This is a genomic window from Streptodolium elevatio, assembly GCF_053592165.1.
On the sequence record NZ_JBSFVE010000026.1, the window covers coordinates 67,213 to 85,684 of the forward strand.

Consider the following 18,472-nt stretch of genomic DNA (forward strand, 5'->3'; position numbering starts at 1 on the left):
CCAGCGTGGAAGCGGTTCGGCAGGTTGTGTTGCGCGACGTTGCAGGTGAGGACGAGGGCGACGTCTTCGCTGTCGACAAAGTGGTGCAAAGAGGCCCCTGCGGCCTTCAGGTCGCAGGGCCGTGGTGAACACGGTGTTGGCTTCATGGCCACGTCACCAGCGGCGTATGACCAACCGGGCGGCAACGCATGGGACGAGAGGACCTTTGATGCCCCCGCTTGGTGGTGGGACAGAGGCCCCCATCTCGGCATGGTGGGCCGGGCCCGAGTAGGGGGTGCGGGTGTCGGCGCGGCCCTACGCCTCGTCGGGTCCGTCCGGAACACGGACGAGTTGGTATTCGGCGTCACGCAGGAGGTCCTCGGTAATGCGTACACCGGTCAGCCGCTCTGCGAGGGCGAGGACTGCCGCTCTCTCGTCGTACACGTCCAGGTCCAACTCGTCCTCAAGGTCGCAGCCGACTTCGCGCATCAACGGGACAAGGTCGTCGGGGGTGCTGCCGGAGCGGTCCGCGGCCCACTCGAACCAGGTGCGCAGCACTCCGTCTTCGTACCAGAAGAAGTAGTGCATGGGCTTGCCGCCGTTGCTGGAGTGCATGACCATGCGCCGCCCGAGCGACAGAGGCTCCAAGAGCCGCGGCCGCATCGCGAGTTCGTCGGTGACGGTCAGGACCAGCGCCCAGGGGCCATCGTCGCCGGGCACCGCGACCACGCCGACGGTGTCCCAGCCGTCCAGCGCCGCCTGGACGATCGGGTCGATGCCCCTGCCGGCGCCCGACGGTTCGGCGCGCAAGGCATCCACCACCTGCGCGGGCCCAAGGCCTTGCACCAGGATCAGGGTGTATCCGAACTCCAGCCCGAGGCCGAAGGTTTCCGAGGTGCGTATACAGCCGTAATCGGCCGCGGTAACCGAACTCATACCACCAGCCTCTCAGTTGCCCCCGACACAGGGGTACGCGGCCGATACTCGGTCGACCAGGTGGGTTGGACCAGCATCCCAGGGGATTTCCAAGGCTGTGGCGAACGGGCGAGTGTGCCGATGCATCTGGTCGCCGGGTGGCACGACATCTTGCTGCCATGGCAACTGGCCGACGACCGCATGCTGCGGGCGGCCGGCCGTCAACCGTGGCTGACCGTCGGGCCGTAGAGTCACTTCGACCCACGTCAGATCGTGGCGTCGCTGCGTGAGGCCACTGATTGCTTCCGTCTGCAACTGGGGGGCGGCGCAAACGGGTTCGTACGTTCGGCAGTGCGGCTGTATGTCACCGGGTTGGGCAAGTGGCGGGGATACTCCGACTGGCCCCCGCCGGACGCCGTGCCGAGAACCTGGCACCTGCACCCGTCCTGGACGCTGCGCGCCGAGCCGTCCGCCCCTCACCGCTTCTAGGCCACCCATTCAGCGGCGTACAGATCCTCGGGACGACGGTCCTCGCCGGGCAGCTTCCCATGGGCGTCACGGCGTCTGGGGCGCTTCCTGGAGTGGACCGAAGCGGCAGGACTGACACGCGTCGCGGGCCGCGCCTACCAGCGGCATCCGTCCCAGCCTCGGTGACCCTCCGAGCGATGTATTGAGCGCACGCCCGATCTTCATCTGCCTGCCCATCCTCGCCAGTGACCACGAACGCGACACTGTCACTCTTGCGTGTGCGCAAGAGCCGAGCCGTTGCCTCCGCCACCACGAAGCTGGCGCACAGCACCAGCGACGCCTCCTTGACCGCAAGGGCGCCGACCGTCCCCGCCGTGGTTTTCTGCACAACAGTCCGTCCGCCAAGGTCAATAGACCGCAGCAGGCCCGGCGAGTTGCCAGCGTCGAACCCGGGCGCCGGCGGGCCGTCTCTGAGCGCCACCCAATCCGAGTGGCGAGCCTTGAGTGCCAAGGCTTCGTCCAGCGACTCGGCAAGCACGATCTTTTCCGCCCCCTGGGCAAACGCCCAGGCAGCCACCGTGAACGCACGCATGACATCGACCACGACCGCCACGGACGGGGCTTCGACCAGCTCAGGGATGCCAAGGAAACGAGAGTCCATTCGGACCATGGTCGCGCATGCCCGACCCGAGGTATTCAGAGAGTGAGATGCGCATCACATCCACGGTCTCGGAATACAACACCTCCGGCTGCCTGCGTCGCGAAAGTGGTCCGCGACGACCGTCTGCTCAATCGCCACACACGGTCCACCGCGCACGGCCTCGGCGGGCACAAGGCATACGTTCGCGGTGCGGATGGCTGCGGACCCGAACGTCCCGCTGACGTCGCTGCAGACGCTGCTGGGGCACGCGTGCCTGACCAGCACGCAGCGGCGCGCCGGCCGACAAGGTCACGATCCATCATCTGCTCACCCATACGTCGGGATGGGCGATGTCCTCCAGGACGACCGAGCGGACCGCCGCCGCGCTACGCGTACGGCTTCACCGACGAGACGCACAACGGAGCTCGCATCGTCGGACACGGGCAACTGGACATCTACCTCGGGCGCGGCGACACCGTCGTCATCCTGTCCAACCAGGACGGCACCGGGCACGCCTCCGCGGCAGCAACCAACTCCCGCGCGATCCTGGCCTCTTGACCCGTCCACGACACGATCCTCACCGACGTCGGCCGGGGCTTCCGCAGCGGGGCCGTACCATGCGGCCGTGACGCGCCACGGCCGGCCGAGGGCGCGAGGGTCCAGCTGTGGTGGTTCGCGGAGTCCACGACCATCGACTCGTACGCGCCCCGGCCCGCCGGGCCCGTCCACGCACCGGCCTGCGTGCGACGCCTCTTCCACGGCATGCCGCACACGACGGCCCCCTCGCCACTGCCGAAAAACCGCCGCCTGGCAACGCGTCTACTTCCGACTCCGCTCCGATACGTCGCAAAAGACGGAAGGCGCCTCTGGTCAGGACTCTCATCCTTGCTCAGAGGCACCTTCCGGTCGGCGCGTCGCCCGTGGGTGGTGGCGGTCAGGTCGCCTGGGGTTCCGCGAGTTCGCGGACCGCGCCGATCAGGTCCCGGACGGACTTGATCGCCTCGATGTCGTCGGCGCGCAGGACGACCTCGGTCTCCTCGGCCAGGCGCAGCGCGAGAGCGGCGACGTCGAAGGCGTCCAGGCCGTAGTCCTCGGCGAACCGTGAGTCGGGGGTCACCTCCGCCTCCGGGACGCCCAGTTCGTCGGCGACGACGGCGATGATGCGGTTCTCGGACGCGTCCGCAGCAATTCCTCCTCGCAGTACCGGCGGCCGGACGGTCGCCGGCCCCGCAGGCCAGTACCACCCGCCGCGGGCGCCGCGGGCAGCGTGACGCGACTGTGACGCGCCTACGGTCTGCGGAGGGAAGCATCCACGGCCGCCCGGCCCGGGCCGGCTGACGAGGCGACACGGGAGGTGCGTCACGGATCTGCGCTCGTCCAGTCAGGCGAACGCGGCGCGGATCTGCGGCACGGTCAGCCCGGTGGCGTGTTCCGACTCCGGGCGCTGAGCGGTCCGGTGGTGGGTCATCACCGCGCGGAAGACCTTCCCGGCTCACAACGCCACCGTGGCGTACGCACGGGTCCCCAACCGCTGACGGACCTACGTCCAGGCAGGGACGCCAGCACACGGCGACGGGTCAACGCACGACGCCCGCCCCGGGCAGCCGGGGCGGGCGTCGTGGCTGCGATCAGGCGGAGCTACGGTCAGGCAGGCACGATGTTCTCTGCCTGCGGGCCCTTTTGGCCCTGGGTGACGTCGAAGGTCACCTTCTGGCCTTCCTGGAGCTCACGAAAGCCCGAGGCGGCGATGTTCGAGTAGTGGGCGAAGACGTCCGGGCCGCCGCCGTCCTGCTCGATGAAGCCGAAGCCCTTTTCCGAATTGAACCACTTGACGGTTCCGCTGGCCATTTGTCCTCCAAGGAGACGGATAGAGTCGGTTCCCGCGAGGCGCGGGAACCGGAGGTGGTCGTCCTGGTCCTCAGAGACTGCCGGACAGCACGTCGCCCGCGAACTCGCGCTCACGGACGGTACTTCGGAACCACGACTGCTGGACCAGACGCTACACGGAGATTGCCCCGGAGCAAGCAGGCTCCGCCTCCGCGCGGTCATGGCCACCGCCTTCTCCGGCACCTACGCCGGTGAACCCGCTGCACACCGCCGCGACGAGGTCGCCTTGTCCGCGCGGATCCACCGGGGGCTGCGACCGACGGATCGTCGAACGCCTCACCAGCGGGATCCGCACCCCACTCGAGGACGACGACCGCGGTGCCGCCGGTGCGCGAAGTCCGGCAGGTAGAAGACAGCCGCTCAGCCCAGGGCGATGTAACACGAGGTGTACACCGCCGCCCACGGCGGCCTCCATCCCCGGCGCATCCCCAGCCGCCAGACTCACCGAGAGCCCCGCCAGCTCTGTGCCGCGGCCTCCAAGCACCAAGGACCGACCATGACCACGTCGCCTCTCCGCCTCGCCCAAGTAGTCGTCGTACACGACGGCCTTGAACGTGGAGAGCGCGCTGCGCGTCGCGTCGTCGTCCAGGTCGTACAGGTCCAGCACCGCCCCGGCCTCATCGAGCAGGAGCCGGAACGCGAGTTCCTCCGCGTGCTGACCAGTCCGCGCCACGAAGTCGACGTCAGGCGCTCGACCATGCTGGCGGTCACGAGAATGAACCTTCGCACGAACTCCGGCGCGTACTGCTCCGCGTACGCCGACGGCATCAGGTCCGGCGCCAAGCCCTCCGCGAACTCCAGCGCAGGTGCCTTCAACACCAACAGCAGCCGCGCGCCCTCCGGGTGGGCACCCTCCCAGTGGCACGCGACCCCGACGGTGATCCCGTCAGGGCCGTCGATGCCTTCCAACTGAGCCAGGAAGCCGCCGAAGACATGGGCCACGCCCGCGGCATTGCAGGGAGTCGGACGGCGCCGTCCCGGACCGGCGAAGTTCCATGGACCTGTGAGCCGGCCCTGGTCGGCAGTAGTCTGGTCAAGAAACGCACATACGCGTGCTCTGTCGTTCGTGACGTCTGCGACAGCCGCAGCCAACGCACACAGAGCCTCGCCCCGCGCTGGCGAGTAAGACTCCGATATTTTGCGCAAAGATTCCGGGACCCGGGTTCCCCCGCTGGGGCCCCGATGCACGGTGCGGCCGAGCCCGCTCACCCAATTCGCCGCCGCCCACGTCCTACGTCACATCCCACGCCTGCCCACAGCTTGGACGCATCGCCGGCAACCGTGCGCGAGCTCGTTGGCACAACGGCGCATTCGGGCATCGATACCGCATGCTCCCGCGCCACCAGTGTCCCTTGCGGCGAAACGTGTTTACCCGACGCCGAGTTGGGACTATCCAGTCCGACGCGGCGTCGTGAGACGGATATCCCGGGCTTCCCGCGGCAAGTTACGCTCCTGCGGCCCCCGCGGCACTACCCCCAGAGGAGCATTGACTTGCAACGGATCACTCGGGTTGTGAGCTCCGCCGGCGCCGGCTGCCTGATCCTCTCGGGGCCAGTCGCGCTGTTCGTGGCAGTGTCCGCCCCCAGTATCGCCATGGCGGCGGACGGCTCTGCCACCACCAAGCCTTTTCCGTCCGGGGCGCCGACGACCTGCCTGTACTTCTGCAACACCCCGACGAAGTCCGAGCCTTTTCCGCCTGGCGGATCCACAGTCAAGCCCTGCGCGTTCATCTGCGGTGACTCGACGACGTCCAAGCCCACGTCCAAAAAGCCGACCAGCACCAAGCCCAAGCCCACGACCACGAAGCCCAAAGTGTCGCCGAGCAAGAAGCCGACCACCGACCAGGCCACGCCCAAGCAAACTCCTCGTCCGCAAGCGACGACCAAGAAACCGACGGCAAAGCCTTCTCCCCCGGTCACCACGAAGCCGAAGCCCTCCACGACCAAGCCCTCGGCCAAGCCCTCGGCCAAGCCCTCGGCGAAGCCCTCCGCGAAGCCCTCGACCAAGACGACGACGGGCCCGATCGAACTCAACGTGGTCGACCCGGCGCCCGAGGACGACTCGCCCTCTGTGTACATCTACACGATTTCACCCGCGCCCGAGCAGACCTCATTGTACGAACTGCCCTTCACGGTTGGTCCCAACCGCACACCCACGGCGTTCACGCCCAGTGGGTCCTTCAGCGGATACCCCACGACGAACCCGCGCATACCGACGGCGTTCGTACAACCGACGGCTGACACGGGAACGACAGCTCCGCCAACGCCCTTGTCCGCGACGGCGAGTACGTCGGCGACCGAACCCACGCGCGTGCCCCTGCCGACCAGTACACCGACGACTCCGACACGGTCGCAGTCGCCTGCCGCAAAGATCGTGGCTCCGCCGACCCCCGACTCCGCCCAGGACGTATCGGAGACCGAGCCGCCGACCCTGGCCAAGACCGGCGCCAAGGACCTGACACTGGTCGCTGCAGGCGGTTTTGCCGCATCCATCACCGGCGTGGGCATGCTCGTCATGACGACCCGCAGTAACCGCCCCGAGCCGGACGACAATCCGTGGGTCACGGCAGCCGCCCTCGTTCACAATCCTTGGATACGGGGACAGTAAACCGGTCCTCATCCGGGCGCTGCTGCATGCCTCCCCAGCCGGGGCTGGGGAGGCATGCGGGTCAACCCTTCATGAAGCCCTTCAGCAGCAGGACCACCCCGCGGATCAGCGCGAGGCCCATAACCAAGCTTTTGACTCGGCAGCCCGTGATCCGCCTCGCCAACGCGGTCCCGACCACGGCACCGCCCTCAATCACGCAGCGCCGACATCCGCACGCCCGCCGGCAGAATCGCCTTGACCTCGGCACGAACGCGCACGGTCAGCACCCACAACTGGTGCCCCGACGGCAGTCTCGACTCCACCAGCACCATCCCCCGCCGATACAAGTCGTTCAGCGTGTCCCGGTGCTCCGGTCATGGCAGTGATGGGGACGCAGCACGCGCCACCGCTGCTCGCCGGTCGCCGGTCGCCGGTCGCCCGCCAGAACACCCCTAGGACAACCAGGACATCAACACGGTGGCCCCCGGTTGCCTGCCACGCCTCACGTCCACGTGAAGACTGGGGCGAGCACACCGAGTCCAGGGCCGCCTATGGCAACGGCCACCGGGACAAGGACGTGACCACGCAGGCCGGTGATCTGGAGCTCGCGATTCCGAAACTGCGGGCAGGAGCTTCTTCCCGAGCCTGCTGCAGCGTCGGCGCCGCGTCGAGCGTGGTCCCAGCGACGCGCTAATCCTGGCCTCAGGTTGATCGGGGACACTGAGCGCAAAAGGCATCGACTGAAAGGGGGCGGCCGGCGTGCGGATCATGATCGCGGATGACGAAGCGGCCATCCGTGAGTCGCTGGAGCGGGTGCTCCAGGTCGAGGGCTACGACACCAGCATCGTCGCCAACGGTCTCGCCGTGCTCGACGCGGTCGGCGGTGACGGCGGTGACACACTGGATCTGCTGATCCTCGACGTGATGATGCCCCGCCTCGGCGGGCTGGAGACCTGCCGGCGATTGCGGGCCGCGGGTCGGGATCTGCCGGTGCTGATGCTGACCGCCCGCGACCAGGTCTCCGACCGGGTCGCGGGGCTGGACGCGGGCGCCGACGACTACCTGCCCAAGCCGTTCGCCACCGAGGAGTTGCTGGCCCGGGTACGCGCCCTGCTGCGCCGGCGCACACCGACCGACGGGGAGCCGCAGATCCTGTCGTTCGCGGACGTCCGGCTCGATCCCGACCGGTTCGAGGCGTGGCGGGGCGGGCGGCCGCTGCGCCTGACCCGGACCGAGTTCTCCCTCCTGGACGTCCTCCTGCGCAACGCGACCCGGGTCTTGACCCGCGACGCGCTGTTCGAGGCGGTCTGGGGCTTCGACATGAGCGCCACCGCCAACAACCTCCAGGTGTACGTGAGTTACCTGCGCCGCAAGATGGAGGCCGAGGGGGAGCCGCGATTGATCTACACGCTGCGCGGCCTGGGATACACGTTGCGGGAGACTCCTCCGTGAGCAGGCCCGCCAACCGGGAACCGCGCCGGCTGACCCGATGGTGGCGCCGGCGGTCCCTGCGGGCCAGGCTGACGGTGATCGCGGCGACGGCCATCGCGGTCAGCGTGTTCGTGGCCTTCCAGCTGGCCAGCGAGCTACTGGACCGGGAGTTGCAGGACACCGCCGAGAATCAGCTACGCGCCGACGCCCGCGTCCTGGCGACGAACGCGCAGCGCGCCGGTCTGGCGCAGGTCCCGCTACCGCCGTATCCCGAATTCGGTCGGCTGGTGCGGGTCATCCTGCCCGACGGCTCGACCCGGACGCCGGACGGCCAACCCGCGCTGCCCCCCGTCAGCGAGCGCGCCGGGCGTGTGGCGCAGGGCGCGTCGGCCGACCTGATGGAGTCGAAAGACAGCGACGAGGACGGTTACCGCATCTACACGCTGCGGGCGGGCGACGGCGCGGTCCAGGTGGCCCGCGTTGCCGACGACAGTCCGATCAACCGGTTCGGGTTGGGCATGTTGCTGGTCGGGCTGCTCTGCGTGGTCGGCGGTGCCCTTGTCGGGCGGGCCGTGGCGCGGACCGGGCTGGCACCGATCGACCGGCTGACCGCCGCCGCGGTACGTGTCGCGCGCACCCGGGATCTCGACGCCGACATCCCGGATGAGGGCGGTGGGGAGATCCGGCGGCTGATCCGGTCGATCAACGACATGCTCGCCGCGCTCCGGGACTCCCGGCGGGCCCAGCGGCTGCTCGCCGAGGACGCCGCGCACGAGCTCAAGACACCGCTCACCAGCCTGCGCCTCAACGTCGAGTTGCTGATCCGGCTCGATCGGCGCGGCACCCTGGACAGCGCACTGCCGGCGGAGAGCCGGGCCCGGCTGCTCAACGATCTCGGCGCCCAGGTGGCCGAGTTGAGCACCCTTGCCGCCGAGCTGACCGACCTGGCGCGCGGTGACGTCAGCGACGAGAACACCGAACTGCTCGACCTCGCCGACGTGGTGGCGGCCGCCGCGGCCCGGGCGCGTTCCCGGGTGCCCGACATCGAGGTCGCGCTCGACGTGACCTCCGTGTGGGTGAACGGGCGTCCCGCTGCGCTCCAGCGGGCGGTGCTCAATCTCATCGACAACGCCGGCAAGTGGTCCCCCGCGGACCAGCCGGTCCAGGTCCGGCTCCGTGCCGAGGGCGCGTCGGCGGTGCTCGAGGTCGACGACGCCGGGCCGGGCATCGACGCCGCCGACGTACCACGGGTGTTCGACCGGTTCTACCGTGCCGACAGCGCCCGGGCGTTGCCGGGATCCGGTCTGGGGCTGTCGATCGTGCAGCGGGTCGTCGACGCCCACGGCGGCCGGGCCACCGTCGCCCGCTCCGCACGCGGTGGCGCACTGCTTCGGGTCGAACTTCCGGCCGCGGCCCCGCCCGCCCCGATCGCGCGGCTCACCGCCGGGGAGGACACCGCGGCGCGCTGACCCGCCCCGGCCGCACGGCGCAGAACAAGCGGCCCACCACCGGGCAGGACACCTCCATGCGCCGACCCCGGCCCCGGCGCGTGGCGCAAGACCAAAGGGCGGCGACCGTCGGGCCCATGAAAAGATCCGGGACGGGCCTGGGGCCCGTCCCGGATCTCTTCTGTCCCGCCGCGCTCACGGTTGCAGCGCGGGTTCCTCGCCGTCGGCGAGCGACTGGTGACTGTCCGGGAGCTCCGCCGCTGAACGCGACAGCCCGCTGGGCCACCAGATCCGCCGGTCGATCAGCAGGGTGAGGGCGGGCACCAGGACCGACCGCACCAGCAGGGCGTCGAGCAGCACGCCGAAGGCAACCAGGAACCCCACCTCGATCAGCATCACCAGCGGCAGTGTGGTGAGGACCGCGAACGTCGCCGCCAGGACTATGCCTGCCGAGGTGATGACGCCACCGGTGGCGGAGAGGGCCTTGAGCATGCCCTCTCTCGTGCCGAGGCGCACGGTCTCCTCCCGGGCCCGGCTGGCCAGGAAGATGTTGTAGTCGACGCCGAGCGCCACCAGGAAGAGGAATGCCAGCAGCGGCACCGAAGAGTCGACGCCCTTGAACCCGAGGATCGTGTCGAAGACGAACACGCTGCCGCCGAAGGCCGCGGCGAATGAGACGACCACCGTGGCCATCAGGACCAGCGGGGCCACGATCGCTCGGAGCAGCAGCCCGAGGACGATCAGGACGACGGCGAGCACCAGCGGGATCACGAGCTTCTCGTCGCGTCCGGTGGTCACCTCGGTGTCGAGATTCTCCGCGCTCGGCCCGCCGACGATCGCCTCCGCCCCGCTCACCGAGTGCACGGCGGTGCGCACCCGCTTGATCGTTTCGTACTCGGCGACGGTGTCCGGCGCGTCCGTCGGGAACACGGAGATGTCGGCCCAGCCACCGCCGCCCTCACCCGGGATGGCCAGGGCCACACCGCGCGTGCCTTTGACGATGTCGAGCACCCGCTCCTGGTACGCCGGCCGCGTGAGGATCGTCATCGGTTGACCGCCGAGCTCCGGGAAGTGCTGGCGGAGAACGGTGAAGCCGGTGACCGACTCCGGCGCGGACAGGAACTGGTCCTGCTCCCGCAGGGCGCCGGTGTTGCCCGCCAGCCCCATGGCGAGCACGCCGAGGACTCCGAGCGAGCCGAGCGTCGCCACCCACCGGCGGCGGCTGATGGCGGCGCCAAGCCGTCCCCACAGCCCCGGCTTCTCCTCCATGGCCGTGCTGAACCGCGGGATGGCCGGCCAGAAGATCCGCCTGCCGAGCACCACAAGCACCGCCGGGAACAGCGTCAGCATGGCCACCAGTGCGCACAGGATGCCGGCCGCGCCGATCGGGCCCAACCCGCTGGTGCTGTTCAGGTCGGCGACGAGCAGGCAGAGCAGGCCGGCGATCACGGTGGCCGCGGACGCGACGATGGCCGGTGCCGCGCCGCGCAGCGCGTGGACCATCGCGACCCGGACGTTCTCGTGGTGGTGCAGCGTCTCCCGATACCGAGCGATGAGCAACAGCGCGTAGTCCGTGCCGACGCCGAACACCAGGATCGTCAGCAGCGCCGAGTTCTGGTCGTTGACCACGATGCCGAAGCCCTTGACGAGCAGGTAGACGGTCGCCATCGCGGTCAGTGCGGCCGCGCCCACGGCCACCAGCGGGATCAACCACAACACCGGGCTGCGGTAGGTGAGGATGAGCAGGAGCGTGACGACGACGACGGTGGTGAGCAAGACCTGCACGTCGATGCCGTCGAAGACGGCGTCCATGTCGCCGTCGACCGCGGCCGGGCCGGTCACGTCGAGTTCCAGGCCCGCGGGGCGGTCCTTCGCGGCGTCACGCAATGGGCCGACGACGGCCTCCGGCGCGCCGTAGGCCGTGCTGACCTCAAGGGTGAACATCATCGCCTTGCCGTCGGTGGAGGGCCGCGTCGGTGGGCCCTCGTCGTCGCCGCCCCCCGGGGCCGCCACCTTCGGCGGGTACCGCTTGGCAAGGGCGTTGTAGTGGCGCTCCACCGTCGCGCGGTCGGCGTCGGTCATGCCGCCGGCGCGGTGGTACACGAAGACGAACGTGTTGTCGTCACCGCCGGGGAGACTGTCCTCCAGTACCGCGACCTTGGTGGACTCGGCGCTGGCCGGCAGGGTGTCCGCGGCGCTGTCGGTGGTGACCGAACTCAACTTTCCGCTGAGCGGCACCATGAACGCCGTCAGCACCACCCACAAGCCAATCACCAACCACGGCACCCACCGGCCTGCCAACCGACCGGCCGGCGCTCCCTCGGACGGCGCTGCGTTGACTGCCATCACCAGCCTCCTACATACGAGTTGCATCGCTTATCTGAGGCCTACTTCCTAACGAGCGAACCTGAGGCAACCGTTAGAGCCTGTGAAGCAACCGGCGTCCGTCGGAGATGGCGACGTTGATCATCGACGTCCTATGGGCGGGTGCGTCGCGGTGAATCTCCGCGCCGCTATCCGTCGGACACCTCGGATACCCAGTGGAGATCACCACGCCGCACATCCCTGTCAGAAGTACTCGACGGGCGCCCGGTCTTGGTCCTCTCGACGCGGTGGTCGCGGTGGTCGGACACTGGAAGTGCCCGGGGACCGTGCACGACCGGAGGCGATCACCATGGGCTCCTCCACCAACCGCGGACGCGTCTACCGCCGCTGCGGCTGCCGTAATTCCGAGCGACACCAGCTCGGCGCACACTGCCCCAGGCTCGCCACCGGCCCCGGCCACGGGACATGGGTGTTCGCCGTCGATGTCCCCGCACCGCGAGGACATCGCACCAACGTCTGCCGAAGGCTTCGCCGACGAGCCCGCCGCCCGCGCAGCGCTTCGACGGCTCATCGACGGTGAGGCCGGCGGGTTCGACGCGGATCCGAACCGGACCCTCCCCGAATACCTCGAAGCCTGGCTCGCGGAGAAGCAACTCACGCTCAAACCCACGACGTACGCCCGCTACCGCGACTACGTCAACAACGACCTCATCCCCGCCCTCGGCACCCTGCGCCTGGACGACCTCGGAGACCGACAGATCCTCGCGCTTCTGGTGGCCGAGTATTCGACCAGGACAGGCTGCGGCCCGGGAGTGGTGAGGGCGTCGTCGCCCGCGTCGCTCATCCGGCGGCGTGCCTCCATGTACCCCTCGCCCGTCGCCTGTTGACGGGCCTTGATTTCGCGCTTGTTCGGGTCGGCCATCACACACGCTTCCCGGCCGCGCTGCCCACGCTCGCGTCGGCCCGGTCGATGCGGGACGGCGGAACTGCTGCGCGCGGCAGGCCGCGGCCACCCCGCCGCCCACCGGCGCTGCCAATTCACCGCTCAGGGAGGTGGTCGAAATTGGTGGTGTACAGGGCGATCCCGTCGAACATGAAGCGATGCGGCGCACCGTGCCAGGTCTTCACCGCGGTGGAGGGATGGGTACCTCCGTCCGTGTCGGGGTGGCCCACACTCGGCCGGCCACGGGGCCGAGGTCGCCTTGGGCGAGGTCGGTCGGCGTGGCGGGTTCGAGGGCGGCCTTACCGTCGCGGACGGTGAGCCAGCCGTGGTCGGTGGTGCCGGTGCGCCCTTCCAGCGGGCGGCCGGTGGTCATCTTCTGGTCGAGCCGCTGCCAGGAGGTGCCGTTGAGTTGCCACAGGCCGGCCGGGGCGAGCCGTTTGCAGGGCTGCCCCGAAGCGATCAGGTACGTCGACATGGTGCCGAACAGGCTGCCGCCGTTGAAGAACAGCTCGTCGACCTGGAGCCCGGGCGGCGCCTTCGTCTGGGAGATCTCCTTCAGGTCCGCGCCCGCGAGGACGTGGATGCCTTCGGGCGACCCGCAGCTGGAGTAGCCGGTCGCCAAGGCCACCTTGGTGCCGTCGGCGGAGACCGCGATGTCGCCGGAGTCCCCGATGCCGGGCATCCCGACGTCGCCGAGTACCGACCCGAAGACCTCGTGCGACGGGCCCGCCTGGCCCGACATGGGGTCGACAAGCCACATCGTGTCCAACGAGTGCGCGCCGCCGGACGTGTGCACGAACAACTTGCCGCCGACGCTGCCGTGCAGGGTGATGTTGCCGACCTGGTCATGGGGGAACACCACGGGCGACGAGCCGATCTCGTCGAGGGTGTGCGCGTTGAACCGGGTCAGGGTGCCGTCGTACGACACCCGCACGACCAGGTCCCCGGTGGCCGCGCCGCCGGACGGGTCGGTGACGGCGGCGTTGTCGACGAGCGCCGGCCGGCTGTTGGGGTCGTCGCACCAGTCGCACGGTTTCTCGACCACCTGGGTGCCGGGGCCGGCCCATGAGAACAGGGTGCTGCGGTCGGCGCCGACCAGCAGGGTGTGGTCGGCGGACCAGGTGAGCCAGCGCACGGGGGCCTGCGGGTCCACGCGGCGCACCGGGTTCGACGTCTTGCCGTCGTAGACGTACAAGGTGCCGTCGGTGACGTACGCGGCCTGGGTGCGTGCCGCGAGGTCCGCGGGACCGGGCGTCGGCGACGGGCCCGTGGGGGTGCCTGGCGAGGGGGCCGGTGGGCCGGCTCGCATGCGGTCGAGCATGCCGGGGATGTTCAGCAAGCCGCGTCCGCTTCCTTTCTTGTCGCGGTTGAGTACGTAGAGCTTCTTCATGTCCGCGGAGTCCCTCAGTGCCGCGATGATTTCGTCGGCACTCGCGTCGGGGCGGACGAAACGCGCGATCGCCGCCGCGGCGGCCACGTGCGGCGCCGCCTGCGACGTCCCTTGGATCCGCGCGAAGTCGCCGCCGGGCGCGTCGGACTCCACCATGTCGACGGTCCAAGGACCGACGGGCGGCCCGCCGTTGTCGCCGCCGGGTGCGACCAGGTCGATCTCGTCGCGCTTGGTCGAGTACGACGTGACCTCGCGATTGCGATCGACCGCCCCGACGTTGACGACCCCGTCGAAAGTCTGCGGGACCTGCCGCTGATTGCGGTCGACGCAGTCCTTGTCGAGCGGGTTCCCGGCGAACCGGCCGCCGCAGTTGCCCCCGGAGGAGACCAGGACCACCTGCGCGGCCCGGGCGTACTGGACCGTGGCCGCCCAGAGCGTGATGGCGCCGCGGTACTCGGGTGTGTCGTAGGACTTGTACGCGGCCCCGAACGACATGTTCACCACATCGGCACCGTGGTTGACCGCCCACACCACGCCGACCCACGAGGAGGGCCCCGAAGGGTTGATGCCCTTCAGCGCGACGGGCACGTCCAGGATCGACACGCCTGGCGCGACACCGGTGATGCCGCCGTTGCCATTGCGGGCGCCGATGATGCCGGCCACGTGCGTGCCGTGCCCGTCAGGGTCATGCGCTCCTTCGCCCGCGAAGTGGCGGCGTCCGACCACCGCCGCCGCCAGGTCGGGATGTGTCTCGTCGACCCCGGAGTCGACGACCGCGACGACCACGCCGGTGCCGTCCGGCCACGGCAGGTCCGTCGACCCCTGCGGAACCCCGAGGACGTCCAGTGCCCATTGGTTGTCGCGGCGGTCCTCCAGGGCGGGCAGGTCCACCGCGTCCGGCGAGATTGGCAGGGTGTCCGGCGACATGGGCGGGGCGACTGCCGATTCCACGACGGCCGGGTCCCGCGACAGCGCGTCGCGGCGTGCCTGCACCTGGTCGGCGGGCAGGTACTCGGTCGTCATGGACAGGCAAGTGCCGTCCACCCGCATGACGTCGAGGGCCCTGAGCGACGGGTCGTCCGGGCGAGGCACGGGGTCGGGCCGGTCGCATTTCGGGTCGGGCACAGCCTGACGGATCAACGCCAACTGCCGGTCGTCGAGCACGTCCGCGGGCCGGATCCGCCCGGCCGGGCCGTCGTCGTCCCGCAGCACGACCACCAGCACCGCCGCGACCAGCGCGAGGACCACGCCCACCGCGATCAGCGGGAACACGCGCCGCCGACGCGGCGCGGGCGGCCGGGCTCCTCCCCCGCCGGGCGGGTACCCCGGGACGGTCGGCGGTCCCGGCGGGCGCGGCGGCTGGTTCGGCGGGTGGCTCGGGGGCGGCGGCGTGCTCATCAGCCGCCGCCTCGTGGAGTCGACGCAGTACGTGGTCCGGTCGCGGTGTCATCCTCGGCAGGCTGAGTCACGACCGCCGACGATAGCGCGATGACCCGGCGACCAGGTCGAGCAACGAGTTGGCTGCGCGCAGGACGGCCGATGACCGCCGAATCCGGCGGCCGGCCCACACTTCGCCCGCCGATCTGTTAGGGGACGGTTTTCAGGAAGATCGACGGGCCGTCGAAGGTCTTCGAGGCGTCGATGCCTTGCCCGTTGGTGAAGTCCTTTGTCTCGTTTCCCGCCCAGTCGGCGATCGGGGTGCCGTCCACGGAGAGCGGCCGGTACGCCGTGCCGTCCCAGCCGAACCGGTAGATCCGCTTCGGGTCGGCGTAGTACGGCTGGTACGGCCCGTCCTCGGTGGCCTGCTTGCTCATCTCGTTGTGGAAGAAGACATTGTCGGGACCGGACGCCCCCGACCACTTGACCGCCTTGGGGCCCGCCGCCCACCAGATCGGGTACCAGTCGGCGCCGTCCGGGTCGGAGCCGCCCTCGTCGCCGCAATTGGCCTGGCAGCTGTCCGGTCGGTGCCCGGCGCCCACGACGACCTTGTTGAGCTCGAACAGGTTGTGGCGTTCCCAACCGCCGTGCAGGTTGAGGTCGGAGTCGAAGCTGTTACCGATCACGACGTTGCCGGACGCGGACCACTGGAAGGTGAAGTGCCGCAAGTTGACGGCCTTGTTGCCGGCGTACAGCGAATCCCACACGCGCGAGCCGCGCAGGTACCCGTTGCCGCCCTTGCCCTTGTTCCAGGACCCGTTGAGGGTGTTGTCGACGATCGACAAGTGCGACGCCTCTTCGGTCACGATCGGGTGCGACCCGGTCATCTGCATCGAGACGCCCTTCACCCACGAGTCGGCGGCCCACTTGAGGACGATGCCGTGCATCGCGGACGCGGGGTCCATGTTCCCGTAGTTGTCCACCGACGCGGCGGCGTCGAGCTTCTCCTCGGTCTGGGTGATGGACAACGCCTCGATGCCGACGCCGAGCACGGGGTCGACCAGCGGCGCGACCTTGGACGGGTAGGGCTTGTTGCGGATCGGCGCCGAGCCGTCCGAGACGGAGTCGACCGGGACGTCGTACTCCAGCGGCTTGTCGAGGGTGACGGTCCTGGCCCCCGCGTCGATGGCGGTGACGGTGAAGATCTGCTGCCGCATGTGCAGGTTCTCCATGCCGGAGTCCTTGCCGCCGGTGCCCGCCGCGTTCATCGACTCGTAGAACTTGCGGGAGTTGGCCGCCCGGACGTTGACCAGGGTGCCGACCTTGAGGTTGTCGAGCTCGACGTTCCGGGCGAGCGGTACGACGGTGTCTCCGGCGCGCGCGGCGAACCCCGCGTCACCCGGCTTCTCGCGCAGTTCGACGCCGGCCTTCCAGTGCACATTGACAGTGCCCTCGTACAGGTCCTTGCGGTTGTCCGGGGCCGAGTCGTGGTCCTTGGCGTAGTCGGGATGCACGGCCCGGGACTGGACGCGGAAGAGACCGCGGCCGGGCCACAGCCAGCCGCCGGAGCCGCCCTCGTACTCCATCTTGTCCTGGTCCCAGCGGGTGCCGTCCTTGGTGACGGTGTCGTAGCGGGTGTCGGCGTCCGGCGTGTACACCAGCCGAGTGCCGTTGGCGGGGTCGGCGCCGGCGCCGCGCACGATGAGGTAGTCGGCGTCGAGGTGGATCTCGTGCGTGATGTCCAGTTGCCCGGCGGGCAGTCCTTGTCGTACGAACCTGACGGAGAGCACGCGGACTTGATCTGGTCGACCGCCTTCTGGATGCCGTCGGTATCGTCCTTGCCGTCGTTTGCCTTGACGCCGAACTGGCCCGAGAGCACGTCCGGGGTGATGCGGCACTGCCCCTCGGAACGGATGGCGCCGTCGCCGGGCAGCGGCGCGCCGGAGCGGAAGCCGGCCTTGGACCAGTCGTACATGCCCGGCAGCGGCGCCCGCCGGTTGTCGGAGGTGAGCTGTAGGCCGACGATGGGTGCGCCGGGGTCGATTCCGGCGAGGCGCGGGCCCTGCTGGGGTACCGGGCCCGGCCTTCCGTTCGCCGCGCCGTCGGATGCGGAGTCCTCTCGGACGACGAACCATGCGATAAGCAGACCGGCGATGACGATCCCGGCGGTCGCTGTGCTCGTCCATGCGCGCCTGCCCAGTACTCAGCCCTCCCGATGCCGACGGTCACACGACCGACTGGTTTCCCACGCTCGCGATCCATCCGATCATCCGATCGCGCGTGCCACGCGGAAAGCACCCGTACGTGAGGGATTCCCCTCGGCACGGATCGGCGCCGCGGGCGTTGAATCCGGCACGGCGCCGAGCGTCGCCGAGCGAACACGCGGCGTCGCTGCCGGCGCGACAACAGCACAGACAAGAACAGGGCCGCCCCGGCAACTTTGGCGAGTACGGGCGGCCCTGACAGGCCCGACCCCAACAGAGGGGGAGTCAGGCATGCACCGTACTACCCACGACGCAGTTCCCGACCTGGAACCGCGATTGACACCTCGCACACCGAGCGAGGCAGGTCGCGCCGCGGAACGCCCCATGCCGTTGACAGGTCGCACCCCGTGCGAGGAGCCCGAGGACGCGGGCACGTCGGCCCTGCCCAGTCCGCGCGGAGCGGGCGACGGCGCGGAGACGGACAACTGCCCGGGCGGCCGCGGGCCTGCGCGTCGGGGGACGCGTTGGCTGCCGACGTTCGCACGCGACGTCGCCGTCCAAGTGGTGGGCGGTCTGGTGGTCCTCGGCATCGCCGCACTGATCACGATGCTCGTAGCCGTGGTGTAGGACGGGTGAGGCTCCGCCCCGATGGCGGGGCCTCACGTGCGCGGTCTCGTGCAGGGGTGTCCGCCGGCGGGCGCTCAGTGGATGCCGCCAAAGTCGGCGCGTAGATCTTCGACCCGGACGCGTCGGCGGGTGGAACACCGACACCCTGCACGGCTTCTGAGCCGGGCTTGCAGGCAACACCCGCCCGGGTGGTGGGAGCGGCGCCGGGTACTGCCGCCAAAGAAACACTGTGACGTCGGCGGTGATCATTGA

15 protein-coding genes and 1 pseudogene are annotated in these 18,472 nt (G+C 69.8%); 6 read left to right on the plus strand and 10 right to left on the minus strand.

Annotated features, from left to right (window positions below; genetic code table 11):
* Nucleotides 1-294: 294 nt before the first annotated feature.
* The 4 genes from ACWD12_RS34550 to ACWD12_RS34565 all read right to left on the minus strand — a co-directional run bounded on the left by ACWD12_RS34550 (nt 295) and on the right by ACWD12_RS34565 (nt 3,850).
* On the minus strand, nt 295-915 hold the full coding sequence (locus ACWD12_RS34550) for a DUF6461 domain-containing protein (protein WP_450102896.1): 621 nt from the start codon (nt 913-915) through the stop codon (nt 295-297).
* A 343-nt stretch (nt 916-1,258) separates the two neighbouring features.
* Entirely contained in the window at nt 1,259-2,023 is a 765-nt protein-coding gene (locus tag ACWD12_RS34555; RefSeq protein WP_450102897.1) for a 2-phosphosulfolactate phosphatase, read from the minus strand.
* Nucleotides 2,024-2,936: 913 nt separating this feature from the next.
* Nucleotides 2,937-3,365: an acyl carrier protein gene (locus tag ACWD12_RS34560; RefSeq protein WP_450102898.1), complete on the minus strand. Its 429-nt coding sequence runs from the start codon at nt 3,363-3,365 to the stop codon at nt 2,937-2,939.
* A 281-nt stretch (nt 3,366-3,646) separates the two neighbouring features.
* Nucleotides 3,647-3,850, minus strand: a complete 204-nt coding sequence (locus ACWD12_RS34565) for a cold-shock protein (protein ID WP_358361346.1) — start codon at nt 3,848-3,850, stop codon at nt 3,647-3,649.
* A 535-nt stretch (nt 3,851-4,385) separates the two neighbouring features.
* Between ACWD12_RS34565 and ACWD12_RS34570 the strand changes: the two genes are divergently transcribed.
* Nucleotides 4,386-4,802, plus strand: a complete 417-nt coding sequence (locus tag ACWD12_RS34570) for a hypothetical protein (protein WP_450102899.1) — start codon at nt 4,386-4,388, stop codon at nt 4,800-4,802.
* A gap of 556 nt (nt 4,803-5,358) precedes the next feature.
* Here the strand turns inward: ACWD12_RS34570 and ACWD12_RS34575 are convergent.
* The 3 genes from ACWD12_RS34575 to ACWD12_RS34585 form a co-directional block, all read right to left on the minus strand.
* Nucleotides 5,359-5,967, minus strand: a complete 609-nt coding sequence (locus ACWD12_RS34575; protein WP_450102900.1) for a hypothetical protein — start codon at nt 5,965-5,967, stop codon at nt 5,359-5,361.
* Nucleotides 5,968-6,405, minus strand: coding sequence for a hypothetical protein (locus ACWD12_RS34580; protein WP_450102901.1), 438 nt, complete (start codon nt 6,403-6,405; stop codon nt 5,968-5,970). It lies immediately after the preceding gene.
* A 279-nt stretch (nt 6,406-6,684) separates the two neighbouring features.
* Nucleotides 6,685-6,807 carry a hypothetical protein gene (locus ACWD12_RS34585; protein WP_450102902.1) on the minus strand — a complete coding sequence of 41 codons (123 nt, stop codon included), beginning with the start codon at nt 6,805-6,807 and terminating at the stop codon, nt 6,685-6,687.
* Between the two features lie 194 nt (nt 6,808-7,001).
* Here ACWD12_RS34585 and ACWD12_RS34590 point away from each other — a divergent pair.
* The 3 genes and pseudogenes from ACWD12_RS34590 to ACWD12_RS34600 form a co-directional block, all read left to right on the plus strand.
* Nucleotides 7,002-7,150: pseudogene (locus ACWD12_RS34590) on the plus strand (transposase); the annotation flags it as partial.
* Nucleotides 7,151-7,234: 84 nt separating this feature from the next.
* Entirely contained in the window at nt 7,235-7,927 is a 693-nt protein-coding gene (locus ACWD12_RS34595; protein ID WP_450102903.1) for a response regulator transcription factor, read from the plus strand.
* On the plus strand, nt 7,924-9,375 hold the full coding sequence (locus ACWD12_RS34600; protein WP_450102904.1) for a HAMP domain-containing sensor histidine kinase: 1,452 nt from the start codon (nt 7,924-7,926) through the stop codon (nt 9,373-9,375). Before ACWD12_RS34595 ends, ACWD12_RS34600 begins: the two co-directional genes overlap by 4 nt.
* Before the next feature lie 174 nt (nt 9,376-9,549).
* Here ACWD12_RS34600 and ACWD12_RS34605 read toward each other — a convergent pair whose 3' ends face one another.
* Entirely contained in the window at nt 9,550-11,700 is a 2,151-nt protein-coding gene (locus ACWD12_RS34605; RefSeq protein WP_450102905.1) for an MMPL family transporter, read from the minus strand.
* A gap of 461 nt (nt 11,701-12,161) precedes the next feature.
* Here ACWD12_RS34605 and ACWD12_RS34610 point away from each other — a divergent pair, with 461 nt between their 5' ends.
* A complete protein-coding gene (locus tag ACWD12_RS34610; RefSeq protein ID WP_450102906.1) occupies nt 12,162-12,566 on the plus strand; it encodes an N-terminal phage integrase SAM-like domain-containing protein in 405 nt (134 codons plus the stop codon).
* 237 nt (nt 12,567-12,803) lie between these two features.
* Here the strand turns inward: ACWD12_RS34610 and ACWD12_RS34615 are convergent, their stop codons facing one another.
* Nucleotides 12,804-15,410, minus strand: coding sequence for a S8 family serine peptidase (locus ACWD12_RS34615; protein ID WP_450102907.1), 2,607 nt, complete (start codon nt 15,408-15,410; stop codon nt 12,804-12,806).
* A gap of 188 nt (nt 15,411-15,598) precedes the next feature.
* Nucleotides 15,599-17,179, minus strand: a complete 1,581-nt coding sequence (locus tag ACWD12_RS34620) for a hypothetical protein (RefSeq protein WP_450102908.1) — start codon at nt 17,177-17,179, stop codon at nt 15,599-15,601.
* Nucleotides 17,180-17,977: 798 nt separating this feature from the next.
* On the opposite strand from ACWD12_RS34620, the gene ACWD12_RS34625 reads away from it, so the two are divergent.
* A complete protein-coding gene (locus ACWD12_RS34625; protein WP_450102909.1) occupies nt 17,978-18,220 on the plus strand; it encodes a hypothetical protein in 243 nt (80 codons plus the stop codon).
* Nucleotides 18,221-18,472: the final 252 nt, after the last annotated feature.